We start from the raw sequence: 16,495 nt of genomic DNA, 5'->3' as shown, positions 1-16,495 counted from the left end.
CATCCCGAACTCAGCAGTGAAACGATGCATCGCCGATGGTAGTGTGGGGTTTCCCCATGTGAGAGTAGGTCATCGTCAAGATTAAATTCCGAAACCCCAATTGCGAAAGCAGTTGGGGTTTTGTTTTGCCCGCAGGAAAAGTTTTCACGACGCGTTGAGACCGTTCCAACCGTCGCAAGACCTGCCATTGGAGAAAAACGTTCTGAAGTGACCGGTCAGTTTTTGGTATGGTGCAGCTCGTTTTTTAACGGACTGATGTCATGCCCAAGGAACGGCATTAATTTATGTCAAAGAGTTGCTGTAGAAATGCCTGAACCTATCCCGATCAAGGATCACGAAAAAGAGACACGTCTGGTCAACAAACGGTTGATCGCCTGTGCTCTTTTCGTCTTTGCAGTCAGCTGTGCCCTGGTGGTGCGCCTGTACATCCTGCAAGTGGTCGAGTTCGATTACCACTCGACCATCTCCGAAAACAACCGCGTCCACGTCTTGCCGATCCCGCCCACACGCGGCCTGATCTACGACCGCAATGGCGTGTTGCTGGCTGACAACCGTCCCAGTTACAACCTGATCATCACCCGCGAACGCGCCACCGACGTCAATGAAGAGCTGAATGAGGTCATCAACCTCCTGCACCTGCCTGCCGAAGACCGCACGGTGTTCGACAAGGCGATGAAGCAGTCGCGTCATCCGTTCACGCCGGTGACACTGTTCTATGAATTGACCGAAGAACAGATCGCCGTTCTGGCAGTTAACGAGTTCCGCCTGCCCGGGCTCGATGTTGAACCGCAGTTCGTCCGCCACTACCCACTCGGTGCGCATTTCGCCCACTCGATCGGCTACGTCGGCCGTATCAACGAAAAAGAATCCAAGACCCTCGACTCGGTCGAGTATCGCGGCACGCAATCCATCGGCAAGACCGGCATCGAGCGTTTCTACGAAGCCCAGCTACACGGCCACGTCGGCTACGAAGAAGTGGAAACCAACGCCCAGGGCCGAGTGCTGCGTGTACTCAAGCACACGGATCCGGTACAGGGTAAAAACATCGTTCTCAGCCTCGACGTCCACCTGCAAGAAGCCGCTGAGGCCGCACTGGGTGATCGTCGCGGTTCCGTAGTAGCGCTCGACCCGGCCACCGGTGAAGTGTTGGCCATGGTCAGTAACCCGAGTTTCGACCCGAACCTGTTCGTGACCGGCATCAGCTCCAAGGAATATTCGGCGCTGCGTGATTCTATCGACCGGCCGCTGTTCAATCGTGTGCTGCGCGGTCTCTACGCGCCGGGTTCGACCATCAAGCCAGAAGTGGCGATCGCCGGTCTCGATGCTGGCGTCGTGACGCCGCAAACCCGCGTCTTCGATCCGGGTTACTACCAACTCCCGGACTTCGATCACAAGTACCGCAACTGGAACCACAGCGGCGACGGCTGGGTAGACATGGACGCCGCGATCATGCGTTCCAACGACACCTACTTCTACGACCTCGCGCACAAGCTTGGCATTGATCGCCTGCACGACTACATGGCGATGTTCGGCCTTGGCGAAAAAGTCTCGCTGGACATGTTCGAAGAGTCGCCCGGTTTGATGCCGTCGCAAGCCTGGAAGCGCGCAACCCGCCGCCAAGCCTGGTTCCCGGGTGAAACCGTGATCCTCGGTATTGGCCAGGGCTATATGCAAGTCACGCCGCTGCAACTGGCTCAGGCCACTGCGCTGATCGCCAACAAAGGCGTGTGGAATCGTCCGCACCTGGCGAAAACCGTCGATGGCGTTGCGCCGGTCGATGAGAACCCGATGCCGAACATCCTGCTCAAAGACCCGCGCGATTGGGAACAGGTCAACCACGGTATGCAGATGGTGATGCACGATGCGCGAGGCATTGCTCGTGCAGCAGCGGCCGGTGCGCAGTACCGCATCGCTGGCAAGAGTGGTACGGCGCAGGTGGTGGCGATCAAGCAGGGTGAGCGTTACAACCGCGAGAAAACCCTCGAGCGCCATCGCGACAACGCCTTGTTCGTCGGCTTCGCGCCGGCCGAGCATCCGAAGATTGCGATTGCGGTGATGATCGAAAACGGTGAGGCCGGTGGCCGTGTTGCAGGTCCTGTGGTGCGGCAGATCATGGACGCCTGGCTACTTGATCAGGATGGCCATCTCAAGCCGCAATACGCGGCGCCAGCCAAGGCGCCGGGCGATCCGCACGTTTGATCGATTACAGCTTCACAGCACAGGCTCACGCAAGCTGAGCATGTGCTGGAAGCTGTCGAGGAACACGGTCTCGGCCTGAGTCATCTTCTGCTCGCGATTCCACAGCAGCTCGATATCGAAATCCACTACGCCGTCCTCCGGTGGTAACCGCCAGAGCAGACCTTGCTCGACATCGCGCCGCACCAGATGCGTCGGCAGACAACCGATGCCGAATCCGGCGCAGATCAATCGGTATATCTCTTCGAAACTGGTGGAAGACGCCACGATCTTGCCGGTGAACCCTTGCTGATCGCGAAACAGCGTCAACGGCGATAGATTGCCGCCGAGCTGATCACTGGTGAAGCTGACGAAGTTCTCCGCCGCCAATTCCTCAAGCGACAGATTCTGTTGCCCGAACAACCGATGGCGCTGCCCGCAAAAGTACGCGTAGGTCTCGCGAAACAACACCCGCCGTTCAAGCCGTGGTTGCGCGAGACGACATAGGCCAACGCCCACCGTGGCAGTTTTTTGCAGCAGTGAACTGATGATGTTCGAGCTGCCCATCACCTCGACTTCCAGCTCGATTTTCGGATGGGTTTCATGGAAGTCCGCCAGAAAATCATCGTAGTGCCGCGCCTGCACACCGCTGACCGTGAGGATGCGGATCTTGCCGACCACGTCATCATGGCGATGCTCGATGACTGTACCCAGTCGTGAAATATCGCCATAAATATCCGCCGCGATACGCAGGACTTCCTCGCCGGTTTCGGTCAGATCAAAGCGCCGTCCGCTGCGCGCAATCAGCACACATTCCAGTTGTTCTTCGAGGCGTTTCAATGCCTGACTCACTGCCGACTGGGTGATGTGCAAGCGCGCAGCGGCGCGGCTCATGCTGCCTTCCTGGCCGATTACCAGGTAGGTGCGCAGCAGATTCCAGTCCAGCCGATCATTGAGAAAGCGCCGACCGACCCAAGGGTTGGAAGAGGACATCAAACACTCCATGTAGTAGCAGAGCTAATACTAGCATTAAGTTTTTGAAAATTGACTAATCCTGTCACGGAAGCGATAAAGCCCACAAGCGCCACAGAGCGTGACCGTCAGCCGCCTGAAACCTGCCCAAAAAAACGATAAATACACAGGGTCCTTGCATGCACACCACCGCTCAGCCGCGTCGCGCCGCGGCCGCTGCCTTCATTGGCACGACCATCGAATTCTACGATTTCTACATCTACGCCACTGCCGCCGCACTGGTGCTTGGGCAAGTGTTTTTCCCCAGCGAAGATCCCGTCACCAGCACGCTCGCAGCCTTCGGCAGCTTCGCCGTCGGCTTCATCGCCAGACCGATGGCCGGGATGGTTTTCGGTCATTTGGGCGACCGTCTCGGGCGCAAGAAAATGCTTCTGGTGACGATGGCGCTGATGGGCCTGGCGACTGCCGGTATCGGCTTGCTGCCGAGCTATGCCAGCGTCGGCATATGGGCGCCGATCGGTTTGATCGTGTTGCGCCTGATCCAAGGGATTTCCGTTGGTGGCGAGTGGGGCGGGGCAGTGTTGATGGCCAGCGAACATGCGCCGGCCAAGCGCAAAACCTTTTACGCATCCTTCGCTCAACTCGGCAGTCCTGCCGGATTGTTGTTGGCCTTGATCGCCTTCCGCCTCGTCACTTCGCTGGAGCCGGAAGAGTTTCTCGCCTGGGGTTGGCGTCTGCCGTTTCTCGCCAGTGGCGTGCTGATGATGGTTGGTTTGATGATCCGTTCCGGCGTGCATGAATCGCCGGAATTCGCCAAGGCCAAAGAGAACAACGAAACCTCGAAATACCCGGTGAAAGACGTGATCCGTCAGTGCTGGCGGCAGATTCTGTTCGCGGCGGCTGCGGTGACCATTGGCTCGGCCGGGTTCTTTTTCACCAACACTTTCATGATCACCTACGTCACCCAATACCAGGGCATTTCGCGGGCGACGATTCTCGACTGCCTGTTTCTGGTCACGGTGATTCAACTGCTCTCGCAACCGCTGTCGGCGCTATTGGCCGAACGCATTGGCGAAGGCCGCTTCCTGACGCTGGTTGCGTTGCTGTGCATGGTCACGCCATACCCGATGTTCCTGCTGGTCGGCACGCAAAACATTTTGCTGATGACCCTCGGCATCGCCGTCGCGGTGGTGATCCTGTCGGCGCTGTACGCAGTGATTGCCGGCTACATGACTCAGGCTTTTCCGGTGCATCTGCGCTATTCGGGGATTTCCATCGCCTATCAATTGAGCTGCGCGCTCGCCGGCGGCACCACGCCTTTGATCGGCACGCTGCTGGCCAGCAAATTTTCCGGGCAATGGCTGCCATTGGCGGTGTTCTTCACATTGCTCTCGACCGTGTCGCTGATCGGTGTCTGTGGCCTCGCTCGGCTGCGTGCCGCACCGGTCGTTCTGCATTCCAACAAAGAGGTGTATTCGTGAGTAAACCTGCCCACATCGATCCGATTGAATGGCATGCCCGCTGTGAGCTCGCCGCGCTGTATCGCTTGATCGCGCATTTCCGTATGACCGACCTGATCGACACGCACATCACCCTGCGTATTCCCGGGCCGGAGCATCATTTTCTGATCAACCGCTACGGGGTGATTTTCGACCGCATGCGCGCCTCGGATCTGGTGCGCATCGATCAGAACGGCAACATTGTCGACCCTGAATATGCGGGTCATCGCGTCAACGCCGCAGGCTTCGTCATTCACTCGGCGATCCACATGGCGCGCCCGGATCTGAACTGCGTGATCCACACGCACACCGCCGCCGGGATGGCCGTCGCTGCGCAAAAACAAGGCTTGCTGCCGATCAGCCAACACGCGCTGAAGTTCTACGGCAAACTCGCTTATCACACCTACGAAGGCATCGCGCTGTCGCTGGATGAACGCGAGCGTTTGATCGCCGACCTCGGCCCGCACCGCGCGATGATTTTGCGCAATCACGGTTTGCTGGTTGGTGGCTCGGGCGTGGCTCAGGCCTTTCAGGAAATCCACTTTCTCGAGCGTGCCTGTCAGGCGCAAGTGCAGGCATTGGCCGGTGGTTCGGAGCTGTATTATCCGTCCCACGAGGTCTGCGCGCACACCGCTGAACAGTTCGACCGCGATGAACAGGACAACATCATCGACCTGGCCTGGGCGGCCGCTTTGACCCTGATCGAATCCCAGCGCGAGTCTTATCTGTCATGAGCACCGTTGCACTGTTGTCCCGCGACTTGCTGTTGCTCGAGCAATTGCAGGCAGCGTTTGCACGCAGCGCGCCGCACCTCACGGCAGTGCTGGCCGATGACCCGCGAGCGCTTGATGCACAGATCGCGGCGTGCTGGTTTCCGCTGCCGGGGAGTCTCGCCGCGTTGCCCAATCTGCAAGTGATTCACTCGGTCGCCGCCGGTATCGATCATCTGGAGCACGATCCGTCGTGCCCGGATCTGCCGGTGTGCCGGGTGGTCGATCCCGGTCATCGGCAAGGCATGACCGAGTATGTGCGTTGGGCGGTGATTCACTTTCACCGGGGATTTGATCAGGTGCTGCAACAGCAAAAACGCCAGCACTGGGAGCGGCCGCAGCAACGCCCGGCGAGTCAGTTCAGGATCGGGATCATGGGCCTGGGATCGCTCGGCAGCGCCATCGCTGAGGATTTAACCAAAGCGGGTTACGACGTTCGCGGCTGGGCGCGCAGTACCAAGGATCTGCCGGGTGTGCAGACCTTCGCCGGCTCGGAATCCTTCACGGCGTTTTTGCACAACGTGGAGCTGCTGATCAACCTGTTGCCACTGACCCACGAGACGCGCGGCATCCTCAATCAAACCACGTTCGAACACCTGGCCACCGGCGCAGCACTGGTCAATGTCGGACGCGGTGCACACTTGAATATCGAGGATCTGCAACAGGCTCTGCAAACCGGAAAACTGCGTGGTGCGATACTCGATGTCTTCGATCAGGAACCATTACCCAGCGACCATCCACTCTGGACAACCGCCGGTGTAACGATCACCCCGCACATGGCCTCGGCAGCTTCCCACGACTGCATCGCCGAGCAGATTGCGGAGAACTTCCGACGACTGAATTCGGGGGAAGAGCTACTCAACAGCGCCGACAGAACGCTGGGTTATTGATCCGCCAGACACGCCTGCAAGCGCTCGATAAACAGTGTCTCGGCGCGGCTCATGCGCTGGTCGCGGTTCCACAGTAAATGGATGTCGACATCGGCAATCCCTTCGTGAGGCGGCAGTCGCCAGAGCAATCCCGCCTCAACGTCGGCCGCCACCACATGCTCCGGCAAGCAACCAATCCCGAACCCGGCGATCACCAGTCGCCGCACTTCCTCCAGGCTCGGCGAGGACGCGACGATGCGTCCGCTGAAACCCTGCTGATCCCGAAAAATCGTCAACGGCGAGAGCATTCCGCCAATTTGGTCGCTGGTAAAACTGACGAAATTCTCGCGCTGCAAATCGCCTTCGCTGACGTCCTCGCGACAGAACAATTCATGGTGCTTGCCGCAGAAAAACGCATAGCGCTGCCGCAGAAACAAACGCTGTTCGAGACGCGGTTGCGGGCGGCGATTGAGGCTCAGGCCGAGGGTCGCGGTTTTCTCCTGCAAGGCGCTGACGATGTCGGAACTGCGCATCACATCAACTTCCAGATCCACCCGTGGATACTGGCGATGGAAGTCGGCAAGAAAGTCATCGAACCGGTCGGAGAAGATCCGGCTGATGATCAGCAGGCGCACTTTACCGATCACTTCGTCGGCCGGCTGTTCGAGCAATCCGCCGACCTGTGACACCTGTCCGTAAATCTCGCCAGCGAGTTCGAAGATCTGCTCGCCGACTTCGGTCAGGGCAAAGCGCGGGCCACGCCGGGCGATCAATTGCCGGCCGAGTTGTTCTTCCAGACGCTTGAGTGCCTGGCTCACCGCCGGTTGCGTCAGGTGCAAACGGGCGGCGGCGCGGCTGATGCTCAGCTCCTGGCCGATCACGCGGAAGGTGCGCAACAGGTTCCAGTCCAGACGATCATTCAGCAGACGTTGTACATCGCGCTCAGCCATCGTGGCCTCGATTATAAGTTGGCGTAATAGTCGGAATAATAAATAGAAAATTGACTAATCATAGCCCCGGGACGATAAATCACTCCCAGACAGGCACCGCCAGAGTGCCTCGCCCCAGCGTTTTCCTCCTGCCAAAAAAACAATCAAAGGAGCCCGACCATGAAGCCCCAAGCTTCCAACCAGCCGCGCCGTGCGGCAGCCGCTGCCTTTATCGGCACCATGATTGAGTGGTACGACTTTTACATCTACGCCACCGCCGCCGCGCTGGTGTTCGGCGCGTTGTTTTTCCCTTCCGATGATCCACTGTTCAGCACCATGGCCGCCTTCGGCACCTTTGCCGTGGGCTTCTTTGCGCGGCCGTTGGGCGGGATCATTTTTGGCCACATCGGCGACCGCATCGGCCGCAAGAAATCGCTGATCATCACGTTGCTGATGATGGGCGTGGTCACCGTGTGCATCGGTCTGCTGCCGACCTACGCCCAGATCGGCGTGGCCGCGCCGATGCTGCTGATTCTGCTGCGCGTCGTCCAGGGTATCGCCGTCGGTGGCGAGTGGGGCGGGGCGGTGTTGATGGCCGGCGAACATGCGCCGAAGGGCCGGCGCAACTTCTTCGCGTCCTTCGCCCAACTCGGTAGCCCGGCGGGTTTGATCCTCTCGCTGCTGGCATTCAGCGCGGTGACCCGTTTGCCCGAAGAAGACTTGATGAGCTGGGGCTGGCGTCTGCCGTTCCTCGCCAGTGCGTTGTTGCTGCTGGTCGGTCTGGCGATTCGTCTGGGCGTAAATGAGTCGCCGGAGTTCCTCGCCAGCCGCGAGAAGGCGAGCAAGGAAACCCGTAAGGAGCAAGCGCCGGTGATGGAGGTTCTGCGCACCGCGTGGCGCCCACTGTTGCTGTGCATCGGCGCCAACACGCTGGGCATCGCTGGAGTGTATTTCACCAACACCTTCATGATCGCCTACACCACTCAACAACTGGCATTGCCGCGCTCATTGATTCTTGAATGCCTGTTCGTCGTTGCGATCATTCAGTTCTGCATTCAGCCGCTGGCGGCATGGACGGCGGAGAAGATCGGTGCCACGCGTTTCCTGTGTCTGGTGTCGTTGCTGGCGATGGCCTCGCCGTATCCGATGTTTGTCCTGGTGAGTTCGGCGCAGGCGCCGCTGATCATTCTTGGCATCGCATTGGCGGTGGTGTGCATGGCGTCGTTTTACGCAGTGATCGCCGGGTACGTCAGTGGCATGTTCGAGACCCGCGTGCGCTACACCGCGATTTCGCTGGCCTATCAGATTTGCGGCGCGGTGGCCGGTGGTCTGACGCCGCTGATCGGCACCATGCTCGCGCACAAATTCACCGGTCAGTGGTGGCCGCTGGCGGTGTTCTACAGCCTGATCGCTGCGGTTTCGCTGATCTGCGTGTTGTCCCTCGCACGCCGCCATGCCAGCGCTCATCGCGCGGAAATGGCCTCAATCTAATCTCGGATTCCAGGAGCACCTCATGTTGAAGATCAATGGCGAACGCCTGTGGGCGAGCCTGATGGCGATGGCCGAAATCGGCGCAACCGCACGCGGTGGCAGCTGCCGTCTGGCGTTGAGCGATGAAGACAAAGCAGGCCGCGAACTGTTCGCCCACTGGTGCCGTGAAGCGGGCATGACGCTGAGTGTCGATGCCATCGGCAACCTGTTCGCCCGCCGCCCAGGCACCGATCCGAACGCGGCGCCAGTGATGATGGGCAGCCACCTCGACACCCAACCGGAAGGTGGCCGTTTCGATGGCGTGTACGGTGTATTGGCCGGTCTGGAAGTGGTGCGCTGCCTCAATGACCAGAACATCAAAACCCGCAAACCGCTGGAAATCGCGGTGTGGACGAATGAGGAGGGCGCGCGGTTTACCCCGGCGATGTTCGGCTCGGCGGTGTTCACCGGGATCATGGATTTGCAGGCCGCATTGGCGGTGCGCGACGCCAACGGCATCAGCGTTGCCGAAGAATTGCAGCGCCTCGGTTACGCCGCTGACCGTGCCTTGGGAGGTGCGGTGGATGCCTATTTCGAAGCGCACATCGAGCAAGGCCCGATCCTTGAAGACAACGCGAAAAGCATCGGTGTGGTCAGCGGTGGCCAAGCGATCCGCTGGCTCGATGTGCGCGTCGAAGGCATGGCCGCGCATGCCGGCACCACGCCGATGCCGTTGCGCAAGGACGCCTTGTACGGCGTGGCACGGATGATTCAGGCGATTGAAGAACTGGCGACGGATTTCGCTCCCGAAGGGCTCACCACCGTGGGCGAACTGAGCATCAATAAATCCTCGCGCAACACCATTCCCGGGCTGGTGAATTTCACCGTCGATTTGCGTCATCACCGTGACGACGCTATCGCCGCGATGGAACAACAAGTGCGCGCACGTTTGCAGGCGATCGCCGATGCGCGGGGGTTGAGCGTGACGATCACCCCGCACTGGATCAGCCCGGCCACGCCGTTTGACGCCGATTGTGTGGCGGCGGTGCAATCGGCGGTGGATGCGCTGGGCTACGCTCAGCAATCGATTGTCAGCGGCGCCGGGCATGACGCGATTCTGCTAGCGCGATACTGCCCGACCGCGATGGTGTTCATTCCGTGCGTCGGCGGCCTGAGCCATAACGAGGCCGAAGACGTGCTGCCCGAGGATGTGCGCCAAGGCACCGATGTGCTGCTCAACGCCGTCCTGGCCCGCGCTGAAATATCCCGGTAATCCCCAATCCCCATGTGGGAGCGGGCTTGCTCGCGAAGGCGTCAGGTCAGCCAATATCGTCGGTGCCTGACACTCCGCTTTCGCGAGCAAGCCCGCTCCCACAGGGGAATGTATTCAGATTCAAGCATTACGTTAACTGACAGGAATCCATCCCATGCGCAGTTTTTTCCACCCAGAACAATTGCTCCACCATCCACGCAGTTACTACTCCCGTGGCCAGATGCGCACGCCGCAGGAAGTCCCCGAGCGCGCGCAGCGTCTGGTGCAAGCCGCGCACAATCTGGGCTTCAGCGTCGTACAACCGACCGACGCCGGACTCGCGCCATTGCTCGCGGTACACGGCGCGCCGTACCTGACATTCCTCCAGGAAGCCCACGCGCGCTGGAAGGAAATCCCCGAAGACTGGGGCGATGAAGTCATGTCGAACATCTTCGTCCGCGAACCCAATGCCCTGCGCGGCATCCTCGCGCAGGCCGCGCGGTATCTCGCCGACGGCAGTTGCCCGGTCGGCGAGCAGACCTGGCGTTCGGCGTACTGGTCGGCACAAAGCGCAGTGGCGGGCGCGCAGGCGTTGATCGATGGCGAACCGGCGGCGTACGCGCTGTGCCGCCCGCCGGGACACCACGCTCGTGCCGAAGCCGCCGGTGGTTTTTGCTATGTGAACAACGCGGCGGTGGCGGCGCAGGTGTTGCGTGACAAGTTCGCCAAGGTCGCGGTGCTCGATACCGACATGCATCACGGTCAGGGCATTCAGGAAATATTCTACGACCGCGATGACGTGCTCTACGTATCGGTGCATGGCGATCCGACCAACTTCTATCCGGGCGTGGCCGGGTTTGCCGAAGAATGCGGTGCGGGCGCGGGAGAGGGCTTCAATCTCAATCTGCCGATGGCGCATGGTGCGAGTGAAGCGGATTTCCTTGGGCAACTCGATGTGGCATTGGCGGCGGTGCGTGAGTTTGGTGCCGAGGTGCTGGTGCTGTCGTTGGGGTTCGATATTTATGAGCTGGATCCGCAGAGCAAAGTGGCGGTGACGCGTGAGGGGTTTGCCACCTTGGGTGAGCGGATTCGCGGGCTTGGGTTGCCGTGTTTGATTGTGCAAGAGGGTGGGTATCACCTGGAGAGTCTTGAGGATAATGCCCGGGCGTTTTTTGTGAATGGTGAGGTTTGGCAGATCTGATATTTGGGTTGTTTGACCGATAGTCTTCGCGAGCAAGCCCGCTCCCACATGTTGAAATGCATTCCAATGTGGGAGCGGGCTTGCTCGCGAAGAGGCCCTTAAAATCGCCGCAAAACTCAGGCCCCCGGCACCGGGCAACTCATGTCCCCTTCCTCACACTTCAAATACTCCTTCAGCGCCTCAACTCGCACCTTGGTCACACTCGTCAGGCAATTGCTGTAAATCAACGGATACACACTCCCACCCGTCACCCCGGATGCCGAAAACTTGCACTCCGCATCACGAAACCCGACCCACGCCCGCTGCGCGCTGACCAACAGCTTCTTGCCATCAGGGTTGTCCTTCAAGCGCCCGGTAATCTGCTGATACACCGCATTCAACTCTTTGTCCGCCGCTTTGAAATCCTGCCCGGCGCACTGGTTCATCGTCGCCTGATCGCTGGCGTTGGCGCAGTCGATGGCGGCGTGGGCGAGGGAGGGGAACAGGAAGGGGGTCAGGGCCAGCAGCAGGCGTGGGGACATTTGCGGTCTCACTTTTGGTATCAGGAATGCCACGCATTGTAGCGATCAGGTTCAACTGCCGCTGTAACCGCGCAGGCGCATGCAGTCATTGGTCAGGTCGATCTGTTTCTCCGCCACCACGATGCCATCACCCACCCCGGCACCGACTGCCGCTGACATGCTTTTGTCCGACGGGGCGCTGCTGTAACTGGCGGTTGCCGATTTGGCCTGGTATTGGCACTCGGCTTTATCGTGATCGATGGTCGCCTGGGTCGCACCGGGTTTGCTCCAGTGATCCACGGAAGTCACGCAAGCGGACAGCGCCAGCAAGGCAGTCCACAGAACGAGGTGCATTGGCCGCATGTCGGTCTCCCGATATCCGTTGGATTGACCCTTGAGTCTAGACGCAACTTCGCGTGGCACCGGTGACCAAATAGCTCCTTGATACAACTTCACATTGGACATGTGGTCATACAAGCCTAGTGTTCAGAACAGGAGGTGACGTATGAAACCAGTACCCAATAGTTTCGAACGCAAGATTTCGCTGAAGGCGCCGCGTTCTCATGTCTGGCGTGCATTGGTCGACGCCGAGGCGTTTGGCCAGTGGTTTGGCGTGGCGCTGGAGGGCAGGCGGTTTATTGCCGGTGAATGGACGCAAGGGCAGGTCACGTATCCGGGTTATGAACACGTGTTGTGGAATGTGCTGATCGAGCGGGTCGAGCCGCAGCAGTTGTTCTCGTTTCGCTGGCATCCGTATGCGGTGAATCCGAAGATCGACTATTCCCAGGAACCGACCACATTGGTCAGGTTCGAGCTGCAGGATTACGAGGACGGCACACTGCTCAAGGTTTCCGAGTCAGGTTTCGCGCATATCCCCGATATTCGCCAGAAAGAGGCTTATTTCATGGACAGCCGCGGCTGGGAGGAGCAACTGAGCCGACTTGAAGAGTTCCTGACCGAAAGTGCCAAGGCCCGAGCGCGTGACGGTGGCTGACATTTTCCAACCGTGGCTGCAGCGTTGGTCATTGGTGCCGGACGGCGAACCGATCATTACGCTGGGCAGCCGTTTGCTGCCAGTGCGCGTGGGCGATACACCTGCGATGCTCAAAGTGGCGATGGATGTCGATGAAAAAATCGGCAACCAACTGATGTCCTGGTGGGACGGCAATGGCGCCGCGCAGGTGCTGGCGCATCACGAGGATGGCTTGCTGATGGAACGGGCTATGGGCCGGCGTTCGCTGATGCACATGGCGCTGAATGGTGAGGACGACGAGGCCAGCCGGATTCTGTGTGCGGCGCTGGCGCGGCTGCATGCGCCGCGCGCGACGCCACCGCCGCCGTTGGTGGAGCTGGGGCCGTGGTTTGCTTCGCTGCGAATCGCTGCGGCCCAGCATGGCGGTCTCTACGGCTTAAGCCTGGAAACGGCAGAAACATTGCTCGCCAACCCGCAAGACGTGGTGGTGTTGCACGGCGACATGCATCACGACAATGTGCTGGATTTCGGTGAGCGTGGTTGGTTGGCCATCGACCCGAAGCGGGTCACGGGCGAGCGCGGTTTTGACTACGCCAATTTGATTTGCAATCCCGATCTGCCCTCAGCCACCAATCCCCAACGTTTTCGCCGACAGCTTGAGGTGATAACCGACGCCGCCGGGATGGATCGCCAAAGACTGCTGCAATGGGTGCTGGCGTTCGCCGGACTATCCGCCGCATGGTTTTTGGAAGATGACGCACTGGAGCAGGCCTCAGGGCAGCTGAAAGTTGCGCAGATTGCCGCTTCCATGCTCGACGCCTGACACGTCTAAGGGTTTTCGGAAGGGTCGCTATGGCGAATGTCCTACACGCGATGGTAGCTATGTCGACTATTGCCGATTGGATCCCACGGTTAATCTAGCCACATCAACTGAGACACAGGGAGTGTTTCAGGATCACGGATGATCGACCATTTGCAAGGATCGCTGCCGACAGGGAGTCGATAATGGTCTTGGGAAAAACCCGCTTCGGCGGGTTTTTTTTTGCCCTGTAGGAGCTTCCGCAGGCTGCGATCTTTTGATCTTGATTTAAAAAAGATCAAAAGATCGCAGCCTGCGGCAGCTCCTACATGGGTTTCAGCGTTATGAGGCGATGAGTTGGCGCAGGACGTAATGCAGGATCCCACCTGATTTGAAGTACTCCACCTCATTCAACGTATCGATCCGGCACAGCACCTCGATTTTCTCCTGACGCCCATCTTCGCGCGTAATCACCAATGGCAAATTCATCCGCGGTGTCAGTTCAACCCCCGTCAAACCTTTGATCTCAAACGTCTCGTTGCCCGTCAGATTCAGGCTCTTGCGGTTCTGATCAAGCTTGAACTGCAGCGGCAAGACGCCCATACCCACCAGATTGGAACGGTGAATCCGTTCAAAACTCTCGGCAATCACCGCTTTCACGCCCAGCAGATTCGTACCCTTGGCCGCCCAGTCACGACTTGAACCGGTGCCATATTCCTGCCCGGCAATTACCACCAGCGGCGTGCCCGAAGCCTGATATTTCATGGCCGCGTCGTAAATCGCCAGTTTCTCGCCGGTCGGAATGTAGATCGTGTTGCCACCTTCTTCACCGCCAAGCATTTCGTTACGAATACGGATGTTGGCGAAGGTGCCGCGCATCATCACTTCGTGATTGCCGCGCCGTGAGCCGTAGGAGTTGAAGTCCCGCGGTTCCACGCCTTTCTCGCGCAGATATTCGCCGGCGGGACTGTCAGCCTTGATGTTGCCGGCGGGGGAGATGTGGTCGGTGGTCACCGAGTCGCCGAGCAAGGCCAGAACGCGAGCGCCTTTGACGTCTTTGATTTCCGGCAACGGCCCGGAAATGTCGTCGAAAAACGGCGGATGCTGGATATAAGTCGAATCGTCCTGCCAGACATAGGTGGCGGCTTGCGGCACCTCGATGGCTTGCCATTGCTCATCACCGGCGAACACCTCGGCGTATTCCTTGTGAAACATCGCGGTGTTGACCTGGCTGACCGCGTCGGCAATTTCTTTGCTGCTTGGCCAGATATCGCGCAAGTACACCGGATTGCCTTGCTTGTCCTCGCCCAGCGGTTCGCTGCTGATGTCGCTGCGCACGCTGCCGGCCAAGGCATAGGCGACCACCAGCGGCGGCGAGGCCAGCCAGTTGGTTTTCACCAACGGATGCACACGACCTTCAAAGTTGCGGTTGCCGGACAGCACCGAGGCGACGGTGAGATCGGCTTTCTGGATGGCTTTTTCAATCGGCTCGGGCAACGGCCCGGAGTTGCCGATGCAGGTGGTGCAGCCGTAGCCGACCAGCGAAAACCCGAGCTGGTCGAGGTATTGCGTCAACCCGGCAGCCTTGTAGTAGTCGGTAACCACTTTCGAGCCCGGCGCCAGCGAACTCTTCACCCATGGCTTGCGGGTCAGGCCTTTTTCCACGGCTTTTTTCGCCAGCAGACCGGCCGCCATCATCACGCTCGGGTTGGAGGTGTTGGTGCAGGAGGTAATTGCCGCGATCACCACCGCACCGTTTTTCAGACGATAGGTGTGGCCTTCGTATTCATATTCGGTTTCGCCGACCAGATCGGCATTGCCCACCGCCACGCCACCACCGCCCTCACTTTCCAGGCGTCCTTCATCTTTACTGGTGGGTTTGAATTGCAGATCGATGAAGTCGCTGAAGGCTTGCGGCACATTGGGCAGCGACACACGATCCTGCGGACGTTTCGGCCCGGCCAGACTCGCTTCGACGCTGCCCATGTCCAGCGCCAGGCTATCGGTGAACACCGGTTCCTGACCGGGCAAACGCCACAGGCCTTGAGCCTTGGTGTACGCCTCGACCAGTTTCACCGTTTCCGGCGGCCGCCCGGACAGACGTAGATATTCCAGCGTCACGTCGTCGACCGGGAAGAAACCGCACGTCGCGCCGTATTCCGGGGCCATGTTGGCGATGGTCGCGCGGTCAGCCAGCGGTAGGTCAGCGAGGCCGTCGCCATAGAATTCGACGAATTTGCCGACAACGCCTTTCTTGCGCAGCATCTGCGTAACCGTCAGCACCAGGTCAGTGGCAGTAATGCCTTCTTTGAGTTTGCCGGTCAGTTTGAAGCCAATCACTTCCGGAATCAGCATCGACACCGGTTGCCCGAGCATCGCTGCTTCCGCCTCGATCCCGCCGACGCCCCAGCCGAGTACGCCGAGGCCGTTGATCATGGTGGTGTGGGAGTCGGTGCCGACCAAGGTGTCGGGGAAGGCATAGGTGCGGCCGTCTTCATCCTTTGTCCACACGGTGCGGCCGAGGTATTCAAGGTTGACCTGGTGGCAGATGCCGGTGCCCGGCGGGACTACGCTGAAGTTGTCGAAGGCGCTCTGGCCCCAGCGCAGAAAGGCGTAACGCTCGCCGTTGCGCTGCATTTCGATATCGACGTTCTGCTCGAATGCGCTCGGCGTGGCGAATTTGTCGACCATCACCGAGTGGTCGATCACCAGATCCACCGGTGACAGCGGGTTGATCCGCTGCGGGTCGCCGCCAGCCTTGGCCATCGCCGCACGCATGGCGGCGAGGTCGACCACGGCGGGAACTCCGGTAAAGTCTTGCATCAATACGCGGGCAGGGCGGTACTGGATTTCTCGATCGGAGCGACGCTCCTTGAGCCATGCGGCAATCGCCTTGAGGTCAGCGCCGGTGACAGTTTTTTCATCTTCCCAGCGCAGCAGGTTTTCCAGCAGTACTTTCAACGACATCGGCAGCTTGTCCAGATCGCCCAGGCTTTTAGCGGCATCCGGCAGGCTGAAATAGTGGTAGGTCTTTTGGTCAATCTGCAGTGTTTTGAGGGTCTTCAGACTATCGAGGGACGGCATTA

Annotated in this window: 14 protein-coding genes; 9 read left to right on the top strand and 5 right to left on the bottom strand. The window is 59.5% G+C overall.

Annotated elements, in window-relative coordinates; translation table 11 throughout:
* The first annotated feature begins 306 nt into the window (after window positions 1-306).
* Window positions 307-2,199 carry a penicillin-binding protein 2 gene (gene mrdA / locus GVL50_RS16710; RefSeq protein ID WP_053122139.1) on the top strand — a complete coding sequence of 631 codons (1,893 nt, stop codon included), beginning with the start codon at window positions 307-309 and terminating at the stop codon, window positions 2,197-2,199.
* A 12-nt stretch (window positions 2,200-2,211) separates the two neighbouring features.
* On the opposite strand, the gene GVL50_RS16705 is transcribed toward mrdA, so the two are convergent.
* Entirely contained in the window at window positions 2,212-3,171 is a 960-nt protein-coding gene (locus GVL50_RS16705) for a LysR family transcriptional regulator (RefSeq protein WP_172680132.1), read from the bottom strand.
* 155 nt (window positions 3,172-3,326) lie between these two features.
* Here GVL50_RS16705 and GVL50_RS16700 point away from each other — a divergent pair, with 155 nt between their 5' ends.
* Genes GVL50_RS16700 through GVL50_RS16690 form a run of 3 tightly spaced genes read left to right on the top strand, consistent with a single transcriptional unit; the run spans window position 3,327 to window position 6,306 of the window.
* Entirely contained in the window at window positions 3,327-4,628 is a 1,302-nt protein-coding gene (locus tag GVL50_RS16700; RefSeq protein ID WP_159814326.1) for an MFS transporter, read from the top strand.
* Window positions 4,625-5,380 carry a class II aldolase/adducin family protein gene (locus tag GVL50_RS16695; RefSeq protein ID WP_159814324.1) on the top strand — a complete coding sequence of 252 codons (756 nt, stop codon included), beginning with the start codon at window positions 4,625-4,627 and terminating at the stop codon, window positions 5,378-5,380. The genes GVL50_RS16700 and GVL50_RS16695 overlap by 4 nt, the downstream gene beginning before the upstream one ends.
* Window positions 5,377-6,306, top strand: coding sequence for a glyoxylate/hydroxypyruvate reductase A (locus GVL50_RS16690; RefSeq protein WP_159814322.1), 930 nt, complete (start codon window positions 5,377-5,379; stop codon window positions 6,304-6,306). Before GVL50_RS16695 ends, GVL50_RS16690 begins: the two co-directional genes overlap by 4 nt.
* Here GVL50_RS16690 and GVL50_RS16685 read toward each other — a convergent pair.
* Window positions 6,300-7,235 (bottom strand): LysR family transcriptional regulator, encoded by a 936-nt coding sequence (locus GVL50_RS16685; protein WP_159814320.1) that lies wholly within the window; start codon window positions 7,233-7,235, stop codon window positions 6,300-6,302. The genes GVL50_RS16690 and GVL50_RS16685 overlap by 7 nt on opposite strands.
* Before the next feature lie 159 nt (window positions 7,236-7,394).
* Between GVL50_RS16685 and GVL50_RS16680 the strand changes: the two genes are divergently transcribed.
* The 3 genes from GVL50_RS16680 to GVL50_RS16670 all read left to right on the top strand — a co-directional run bounded on the left by GVL50_RS16680 (window position 7,395) and on the right by GVL50_RS16670 (window position 11,137).
* Window positions 7,395-8,705 (top strand): MFS transporter, encoded by a 1,311-nt coding sequence (locus GVL50_RS16680; RefSeq protein ID WP_159814319.1) that lies wholly within the window; start codon window positions 7,395-7,397, stop codon window positions 8,703-8,705.
* Between the two features lie 22 nt (window positions 8,706-8,727).
* A complete protein-coding gene (locus GVL50_RS16675) occupies window positions 8,728-9,957 on the top strand; it encodes a Zn-dependent hydrolase (RefSeq protein ID WP_159814317.1) in 1,230 nt (409 codons plus the stop codon).
* Between the two features lie 154 nt (window positions 9,958-10,111).
* On the top strand, window positions 10,112-11,137 hold the full coding sequence (locus tag GVL50_RS16670) for a histone deacetylase family protein (RefSeq protein WP_159814315.1): 1,026 nt from the start codon (window positions 10,112-10,114) through the stop codon (window positions 11,135-11,137).
* 116 nt (window positions 11,138-11,253) lie between these two features.
* Here the strand turns inward: GVL50_RS16670 and GVL50_RS16665 are convergent, their stop codons facing one another.
* Together GVL50_RS16665 and GVL50_RS16660 are read right to left on the bottom strand one after the other, a co-directional pair.
* Window positions 11,254-11,658, bottom strand: coding sequence for a lysozyme inhibitor LprI family protein (locus GVL50_RS16665; RefSeq protein WP_159814313.1), 405 nt, complete (start codon window positions 11,656-11,658; stop codon window positions 11,254-11,256).
* Window positions 11,659-11,709: 51 nt separating this feature from the next.
* Complete coding sequence (locus GVL50_RS16660) at window positions 11,710-12,000, bottom strand: hypothetical protein (RefSeq protein ID WP_159814311.1); 291 nt, start codon at window positions 11,998-12,000, stop codon at window positions 11,710-11,712.
* Window positions 12,001-12,142: 142 nt separating this feature from the next.
* Here GVL50_RS16660 and GVL50_RS16655 point away from each other — a divergent pair, with 142 nt between their 5' ends.
* Window positions 12,143-12,631, top strand: coding sequence for an SRPBCC family protein (locus tag GVL50_RS16655; RefSeq protein WP_159814309.1), 489 nt, complete (start codon window positions 12,143-12,145; stop codon window positions 12,629-12,631).
* Complete coding sequence (locus GVL50_RS16650) at window positions 12,618-13,433, top strand: aminoglycoside phosphotransferase family protein (protein WP_159814307.1); 816 nt, start codon at window positions 12,618-12,620, stop codon at window positions 13,431-13,433. The genes GVL50_RS16655 and GVL50_RS16650 overlap by 14 nt, the downstream gene beginning before the upstream one ends.
* A gap of 318 nt (window positions 13,434-13,751) precedes the next feature.
* Here GVL50_RS16650 and acnA read toward each other — a convergent pair whose 3' ends face one another.
* Complete coding sequence (acnA, locus tag GVL50_RS16645; RefSeq protein WP_159814305.1) at window positions 13,752-16,493, bottom strand: aconitate hydratase AcnA; 2,742 nt, start codon at window positions 16,491-16,493, stop codon at window positions 13,752-13,754.
* Window positions 16,494-16,495 lie beyond the last annotated feature (2 nt).

It is taken from the genome of Pseudomonas sp. 18058, assembly GCF_902706155.1.
GTDB lineage: Bacteria > Pseudomonadota > Gammaproteobacteria > Pseudomonadales > Pseudomonadaceae > Aquipseudomonas > Aquipseudomonas rustica.
Note: the sequence above shows the minus strand (reverse complement) of the source record. Positions and strands in the feature narration are given on the sequence as shown.

Bases quoted from the DNA above. Each gene is read 5' to 3' on its own strand.
- mrdA (WP_053122139.1), top strand. From the start codon at position 307: ATGCCTGAACCTATCCCGATCAAGGATCACGAAAAAGAGACACGTCTG.
- GVL50_RS16700 (WP_159814326.1), top strand. From the start codon at position 3,327: ATGCACACCACCGCTCAGCCGCGTCGCGCCGCGGCCGCTGCCTTCATT.
- GVL50_RS16690 (WP_159814322.1), top strand. From the start codon at position 5,377: ATGAGCACCGTTGCACTGTTGTCCCGCGACTTGCTGTTGCTCGAGCAA.
- GVL50_RS16685 (WP_159814320.1), bottom strand. From the start codon at position 7,235: ATGGCTGAGCGCGATGTACAACGTCTGCTGAATGATCGTCTGGACTGG.
- GVL50_RS16680 (WP_159814319.1), top strand. From the start codon at position 7,395: ATGAAGCCCCAAGCTTCCAACCAGCCGCGCCGTGCGGCAGCCGCTGCC.
- GVL50_RS16675 (WP_159814317.1), top strand. From the start codon at position 8,728: ATGTTGAAGATCAATGGCGAACGCCTGTGGGCGAGCCTGATGGCGATG.
- GVL50_RS16670 (WP_159814315.1), top strand. From the start codon at position 10,112: ATGCGCAGTTTTTTCCACCCAGAACAATTGCTCCACCATCCACGCAGT.
- GVL50_RS16665 (WP_159814313.1), bottom strand. From the start codon at position 11,658: ATGTCCCCACGCCTGCTGCTGGCCCTGACCCCCTTCCTGTTCCCCTCC.
- GVL50_RS16660 (WP_159814311.1), bottom strand. From the start codon at position 12,000: ATGCGGCCAATGCACCTCGTTCTGTGGACTGCCTTGCTGGCGCTGTCC.
- GVL50_RS16655 (WP_159814309.1), top strand. From the start codon at position 12,143: ATGAAACCAGTACCCAATAGTTTCGAACGCAAGATTTCGCTGAAGGCG.
- acnA (WP_159814305.1), bottom strand. From the start codon at position 16,493: ATGCCGTCCCTCGATAGTCTGAAGACCCTCAAAACACTGCAGATTGAC.